Annotated in this window: 6 protein-coding genes; 5 read left to right on the top strand and 1 reads right to left on the bottom strand. The window is 39.1% G+C overall.

Annotated features, from left to right (window positions below):
- Window positions 1-392: DUF1189 domain-containing protein (locus AC1DUW_RS17295; protein WP_477643056.1), on the bottom strand; the 392-nt coding region annotated here is incomplete at its 3' end.
- A 163-nt stretch (window positions 393-555) separates the two neighbouring features.
- Between AC1DUW_RS17295 and AC1DUW_RS17290 the strand changes: the two genes are divergently transcribed.
- The 5 genes from AC1DUW_RS17290 to AC1DUW_RS17270 form a co-directional block, all read left to right on the top strand.
- Window positions 556-1,041 carry a DUF456 domain-containing protein gene (locus tag AC1DUW_RS17290; protein WP_053346972.1) on the top strand — a complete coding sequence of 162 codons (486 nt, stop codon included), beginning with the start codon at window positions 556-558 and terminating at the stop codon, window positions 1,039-1,041.
- A gap of 141 nt (window positions 1,042-1,182) precedes the next feature.
- Window positions 1,183-1,791: a superoxide dismutase SodA gene (gene sodA / locus AC1DUW_RS17285; protein WP_053346971.1), complete on the top strand. Its 609-nt coding sequence runs from the start codon at window positions 1,183-1,185 to the stop codon at window positions 1,789-1,791.
- A gap of 899 nt (window positions 1,792-2,690) precedes the next feature.
- A complete protein-coding gene (locus AC1DUW_RS17280) occupies window positions 2,691-3,911 on the top strand; it encodes an MFS transporter (protein WP_477643055.1) in 1,221 nt (406 codons plus the stop codon).
- 192 nt (window positions 3,912-4,103) lie between these two features.
- Window positions 4,104-6,272, top strand: coding sequence for a peptidoglycan D,D-transpeptidase FtsI family protein (locus AC1DUW_RS17275; protein WP_477643054.1), 2,169 nt, complete (start codon window positions 4,104-4,106; stop codon window positions 6,270-6,272).
- Between the two features lie 377 nt (window positions 6,273-6,649).
- A partial coding sequence (locus AC1DUW_RS17270) for a PstS family phosphate ABC transporter substrate-binding protein (RefSeq protein ID WP_477643053.1) occupies window positions 6,650-7,443 on the top strand: 794 nt, incomplete at its 3' end.

The raw sequence follows: 7,443 nt of genomic DNA, 5'->3' as shown, positions 1-7,443 counted from the left end.
GTTTGAACGTTACCACCAGAAACGAAAACCAGCTCGGATTTTAAAAGGGCGATTGCCTCATCAGCTTTAGAGCCCACATCTTCTGGGGTCAAGGTCCCTGAACCGTCTACAAAAATTTGGTATCCGTTTTTATTCAAAACAAATGGCTCGCTACTCTCAGACGTTAATGTGCCATTTTTAATTTCAAATTCCGGCAAATCTTCAGATACTGTTTCGTGCATCGCATCAATCCCGTCCACAACCATTGTACCGAAGTAAAAAGCTGAAGGGAGAAAGGCAACAAGGCTTAATAAAAATACAAATAGAATCGTTTTTCCAATTCCTTGGTTTTGAAAGGAAGAGATATCTTTAGGTGAATACAAGCTTACCCATAGTTGTTTGAATATGTTCAATGTTTTCAGCACCTATCTATTGTAATATACCTATCCAATTTTAACTACATGGTAAAAATAAAACAACCTGTATTCTACTTCAATGGTTTCACATATCTGTAAACAGGTAATTATGAAGAGATAGAGGCAAATTATAAATGAAATGTGAAAGGGCGTTTTAATTGTGGATACAATATTTTGGATAATTATAGTCCTGATGTTCATAGTGGGCTTTGTCGGATTAATTTTTCCAGTCATTCCAAGCGTTTTATTTATATTTGGGGGGATTTTGTTATATGGGCTATTTTATTCCTTTGAACCTTTTGGATGGTTCTTTTGGACAGTCCAAATTTTATTTGTCATTCTCTTATTCGCAGCAGATTATATCGCAAACATGGTCGGGGTCAAAAAATATGGAGGGACCAAAGCGGGGGTTTGGGGCAGTACAATCGGGCTTCTTGTCGGACCATTTGTGATACCATTTGTCGGGATATTAATAGGGCCTTTTATAGGCGCATTCCTAGCAGAAATCATCGTCCATAAAAAAGACCCTATTACTGCATCTAAAATCGGCCTTGGTTCCGTTATCGGATTTATAAGCAGTGTGATTACAAAAGGTATCATCCAACTTTTGATGATTGCGTATTTTTTATTCGCGGTATTCTCATAGGAAATAGAATTGAATTGAAAAAGTGAGGCATAAGGTTTGAAACCGTTTCAAAAATTTGATACTCTATTGCTAGCGAGCTTTAGGTATCTTAAGAGAACTAGAGCCCTCAAAAAAACAGCTTACATAGGGAGGAATTTTATTATGGCTTTCGAACTTCCACAATTACCGTATGCATATGACGCATTAGAACCACACATCGACAAAGAAACAATGAACATTCACCACACTAAACATCACAACACGTATGTGACAAACTTGAACAATGCTCTAGAAGGCAACCAAGAACTTCTAAGCAAAAGCGTTGAAGAAATTGTTGCTAATCTTGATGCAGTACCTGAAGCTGTTCGTACAGCTGTACGTAACAATGGTGGTGGACATGCTAACCACTCATTATTCTGGGAAATCCTTTCACCAAACGGTGGCGGACAACCAACTGGTGAGCTAGCTGATGCTATCACTTCTAAATTTGGCAGCTTTGACAGCTTTAAAGAAGAGTTCGCTAAAGCGGCTACTACTCGTTTCGGATCTGGCTGGGCATGGCTTGCTGTAAACAACGGTGAGTTAGAAGTAACAAGCACACCGAACCAAGACAACCCATTATCAGAAGGTAAAACTCCACTTCTTGGATTGGATGTTTGGGAGCATGCTTACTACCTAAACTACCAAAACCGTCGTCCTGAATACATCAATTCTTTCTGGAATGTTGTTAACTGGGATGAAGTTGCAAAACGTTACAGCGCAGCTAAATAATTAGTAGGAATTAAAAAGACGGGAATCCCTTTTACGGGGATTCCCGTTTTTTGTTTATCTCTGTCTACGCCATACAGGCTAGCCAATCGAAGAGTTTCTTTACACTTCTTATAACCCGTTGAGGGGAAGAAAATTCGAGGTAGTAACGGGTTAAGGTAACAAGTGTAAGTTCAACTACATCTCTGTCTACGCCATACAGGCTAGCCAATCGATGAGTTTTCTTTACACTTCTCATAACCCGTTGTGGGGAAGAAAATTCGAGGTAGTAAGCGGGTTAAGGTAACAAGTGTAAGGGCAACTACATCTCTGTCTACGCCATACAGGCTAGCCAATCGAWGAGTTTTCTTTACACTTCTTATAACCCGTTGAGGGGAAGAAAATTCGAGGTAGTAGGTAACAAGTGTAAGTTCAACTACATCTCTGTCTACGCCTTACAGGCTAGCCAATCGATGAGTTTTCTTTACACTACTCGTAACCCGTTACGGAAGAGAAAATTCGAGGTAGTATCGGGTTAAGGTAACAAGTGTAAGGGCAACTACATATCTGTCTACGCCTTACAGGCTAGCCAATCGAAGAGTTTTCTTTACACTTCTTATAACCCGTTGAGGGGAAGAAAATTCGAGGTAGTAWCGGGTTAAGGTAACAAGTGTAAGTTCAACTACATCTCTGTCTACGCCTTACAGGCTAGCCAATCGAAGAGTTTTCTTTACACTTCTTATAACCCGTTGTGGGGAAGAAAATTCGAGGTAGTAACGGGTTAAGGTACCAAGTGTAAGTTCAACTACATCTCTGTCTACGCCTTACAGGCTAGCCAATCGATGAGTTTTCTTTACTTTTTTTCACATAAATACCCTTGTTTTTTCAAACACTAGAGTGGAATTTAAAGGAGAGTTAAAACAATGGGTATTTTAGAGAGATGGATGGGTGAAGCGGGAGCGAAGAAGGATTTGCACCTCCTCTTGCTGATTGGCGGCCTGTACARCCTCAGTATCGCTTTATCCAATACATTCGTTAATGTGTATCTGTGGAAACAATCCGGTCAAATTGTTGATATTGCCGTATATAATCTAACCGTGGTGCTTTTTCAACCGATAACCTTTGTATTCGCTGGCAGATTAGCGAAAAAAGTAGACCGGATCATTGTCCTGCGTTTGGGTGTTATCTTTTTGGCCCTATTTTATTTATCAGTTCTTTTGGTCGGCACACGGGCCACGGATTTCATTTGGCTACTTGGTGCACTGTTAGGGATTGGGTATGGGTTCTATTGGCTTGCTTATAATGTGTTGACTTTTGAGATTACGGAACCAGAAACAAGAGACTTCTTCAATGGATTTTTAGGGATTTTATCTTCATTTGGAGGGATGATTGGTCCCATTCTTTCAGGATTTATCATTTCGAGGCTCGAGAAATTCACAGGTTATTCTATTGTTTTCGGATTATCGTTACTTTTGTTTTCTATAGCAGTGTTTCTCAGCTTTTCATTAAAAAGGCGTCCGGCTCATGGGAAATACTTTTTCATACGGATAATGAAGGAACGAAAAAATAATCGAAATTGGCTTTTAATAACTCGTGCTCACTTTTTTCAAGGCATACGAGAAGGAACATTCATGTTTATCATTTCGATTATTGTTTTTATTCAGACGGATAGTGAACTTGCTTTGGGCAGTTATGGGCTCTTAAATTCAGCTATATCTTTTATTGCTTATTTTGTTGCTTCTCGGTATATAAAACAGCCGATGCGAAAAAAAGCAATTCTTGTTGGGGGAATCCTGTTGTATGCAGGGATCTTGCTAATTGCTTTTGATATCACATTTGGAAGGCTTCTCATTTATGGTGCAATCGTTGCAATCGCCTACCCAATTCTACTCGTACCGTATATATCATTGACTTATGATATTATAGGCCGTGCTTGGAATGCCGCAGAAATGAGAATTGAATATATCGTAGTTCGTGAGCTGTTCGTTCATTTTGGAAGAATCGTTTCTATATTAGGATTTATTCTGTCAGTCATGTTTTTCGATTTAAAACAGATCCTGCCAATATATCTGTTAATCGTCGGGGCGGGGCATACTATGATTTATTGGTTTGTGCGGAAAATCGACATCAATGACCAGAATTGAAAAGAGGCCTTTGAGGCCTCTTTTCAATATCTAAGACTTACGATTTTTGAAATTATGAGCCGTAAGTCACTTTTTATGTAAAGTTCGTTATATGTTTAATATTTCTAGAACACTAAGGTAGAAAAAAATATAAATGTTCTATAGAATGGTATAGGACTATTATGACTAYGTAAAAAGGATGTGTGGCTTAGTGTGAATAAAAAGAAAAAGAAAAAGACGCATGTACCTTTCAGATTGAATATTCTTTTCTTTTTAGTATTTGTTTTGTTTTCTGCTTTAATTTTGCGTTTGGGTGTTGTACAGATTGTGTATGGTGATGATTACCGGCGCGAAATTGAAAGAACAGAGGAAGTGACCGTGAATAATTCGGTGCCCCGTGGGAAAATGTATGACCGTAATTTAAAATTGATGGTCGACAACCAACCACTGGATGCAATTACATATACAAGAAAGCAAGGTACGAAACAAAAAGAAATGGTCGAAACGGCTGAGAAACTTGCGAAGTTGATTGATAAAGATACGGATAAAGTGACGGATCGTGATAAAAAGGATTATTGGATTTTAAATAATCCAGAGCTTGCCGAGAAAAAGATTACGGATAAAGAGAGAAAACAAGTAGAAGAGGGCGAGCTTGAAGAAGGTGATTTGTATAAGCTTCAGCTTGATCGAATTACTGAGAAAGAAATGGAGATTCCTGAAGAAGAAATGGAAGTCCTTGCCATCTATAGAGAATTCGCAAGTGGATATGCTCTGACTCCGCAAATTGTGAAAAACAAGAAAGTAACGAAGGAAGAATTTGCAAAGGTGAGTGAAAACCTTGATTCGCTTCCTGGGGTTGATGTATCAACGGATTGGGATCGTTTCTATACGTATAATAAAACGCTCAAATCTGTGTTAGGGAAAGTTTCTTCTTCTGAAGAAGGATTACCTAGTGAAAGCCTGGACTATTATCTAGCACGCGATTATAGCCGGAATGACCGAGTAGGTAAGAGTTATATTGAGGCGCAATATGAGGATATTCTACAAGGACAGAAAGCTAAGGTAAGGAATGTGACCGATAAATCAGGGAACATTGTGGATTCCGAAGTGATTACAGAAGGTTCGCGAGGAAAAGATCTTATATTGACAGTTGATATGGATTTACAACTTGCAACAGAGGAAATCATTGAAAAGCAATTGATTGCCAAGAAAAGAATGGGCAACACTAAGTTCTTGGATAGAGCTTTTGTCGTTATGATGGATCCTAATACAGGGGAAATATTAACGATGGCTGGTAAGAAATATGAGAAGGATTCAAAAACAGGGAAATCTGCCATAGAGGACTTTGCATTAGGGAATATTACGACTTCCTATACGATGGSTTCTTCCGTAAAAGGTGCAACTGTTTTGACCGGTTATCAGCAAGGAGCTATCCAACCGGGTACATACTTTTATGATACGAAGTTGAAAATCAAAGGTACCCCCGCTAAAGGTTCTTATAGTAACTTCGGGAATATTAATGATTTAACCGCCTTAAAAGTATCCTCGAACGTTTATATGTTTAGGACAGCGATTAATATTGCAGGTGCAAATTATGTTCCGAACGAACCATTAAATATAAGTTCAAGCGCCTTTTCAACTATGCGTAATTCATTTGCCCAGTTTGGCTTGGGTGTCCGTACGGGGATCGATCTCCCGAATGAAATGAGTGGATTCAAAGGTTCGGAAACGTCACCAGGTAAGCTTCTTGACCTCGCAATCGGACAGTACGATACGTACACACCGATGCAGCTTGTACAGTATGTTTCAGCCATTGCGAATGGTGGAAATCGTATGAAGCCGCATATGGTTAAGGAAATCCGTGATCCTGTTGATAATAATGAGGAATTAGGTCCTGTTGCGGAAGACGTTTCACCAACTGTCCTTAATCGTCTTGAGATGAAGGAAGAATGGATAGAACGTGTGCAGAGCGGTTTCGAGRAAGTTGCGATGGAACAAGGCGGAACGGCATATAAGTATTTTGGTAAGAAACCATATACGGTAGCGGCTAAAACTGGGACGGCGCAAGCGTTCTATGATGGTCCGAACCGAGCGGATTATAGCGAACCTCAAGATACGATGAATATCACGTTGGTCGGCTATGCACCTGCTGAAAACCCTGAAGTTGCTTTTGCTGTTGTTGTCCCGTGGGCGTACCAGGGCCATTCGGGTCATGATATGAGTAAAGTAATTGGCGAAGAGATTATGGATACGTATTTCAAACTGAAAAAAGAGCGTGCTAAGAAAGGGAAGACTGAAGAAACGACTGAGTTGAAGGTAGAGAATGGTAAAGAGGTTCAAAAAGAGCAGGCTGAAATAAGAAATAGTCAGGAAAATGAATAAAAAGTCATAAAACACGTTTTTGGGTAAAACCGAAAGCGTGTTTTTTTGTCATAAAGTAAAATTGCTCCGTAGTGTCATGCTATCAGTATGCCTCGACCTTTGCACTTTCCCCTTATGAAAAAGACCTATAATCACTTCAGTTGGAGTTGGAGTAATTTCCCTCTCATGTAAACAGGCACTGGGCACAAAATAAGAGAGTGATTAATGGAAAAGATACTGTTGTTAATTAGTACCATATTACTTTCTGACTACCTTTACAATATATAAACAATTATTTACTTAATGTTTACAATTGCTTTAAACGGAATTTACAGTCAAAACGTATGATGTGTTTGTAGGACAAAATATTCATATAAAATTCTTAGGGGGATTTACAAATGAGACGTTTCAAATTTATGGCAATGACTGCAGTAATGGGTGGAGTAATAGCAGTGGCAGCTGGATGTGGATCAAATGATACTTCAAACAGCGGTAAAGGAAATGAAACGGCTTCAGATAAACTCAAGGGCGAAGTGATTATGGATGGTTCATCGACTGTATTTCCAATCATGGAAGCAGTTGCTGAAGAATATATGGCGGCACAACCTGATGTTAAAGTATCTGTAGGATCATCGGGAACAGGTGGAGGATTTAAAAAATTCATCGCTGGAGAAACGGATCTAACTAATGCGTCCCGACCAGTCAAAGACGAAGAAAGTGCGTTACTTGATGAAAAGGGAGTTAAGTATACAGAAATGAAGCTTGCGTTTGATGGTATTTCTATCGTTGTCAATAAAGATAATGAGTTCATCGATAAAATGACAGTTGACGAACTAAGAAAGCTTTGGGTTGACAATGGATCAGTGAAGAAATGGTCTGATATACGTCCGGAATGGCCGAAGGAAGAAATTAAATTTTACTCTCCGGGAACTGATTCTGGCACATATGATTATTTCAACGAAGTTATTTTAGAGGAAAAACCAATGGTCGAAAATGCGACTCTTTCTGAAGATGATAACGTTCTTGTACAAGGCGTAGAAGGTGACAAAAATGCGATTGGTTTCTTCGGATTTGCTTACTATGCAGAAAATAAGGATAAATTAAAAGTTGTATCCATCGATAATGGTAAGGGTGCTGTTGAGCCTACACATGAAACGATTAAAAGCGGAGAGTATGCACCACTGTCTCGTCC

This window comes from Peribacillus sp. P4_C12 (genome assembly GCF_056402095.1).
This window is presented reverse-complemented; position numbering and strand designations above follow the sequence as displayed.

Coding starts and splice junctions, on each gene's coding strand:
- sodA (WP_053346971.1), top strand. CDS start 1,183: ATGGCTTTCGAACTTCCACAATTACCGTATGCATATGACGCATTAGAA.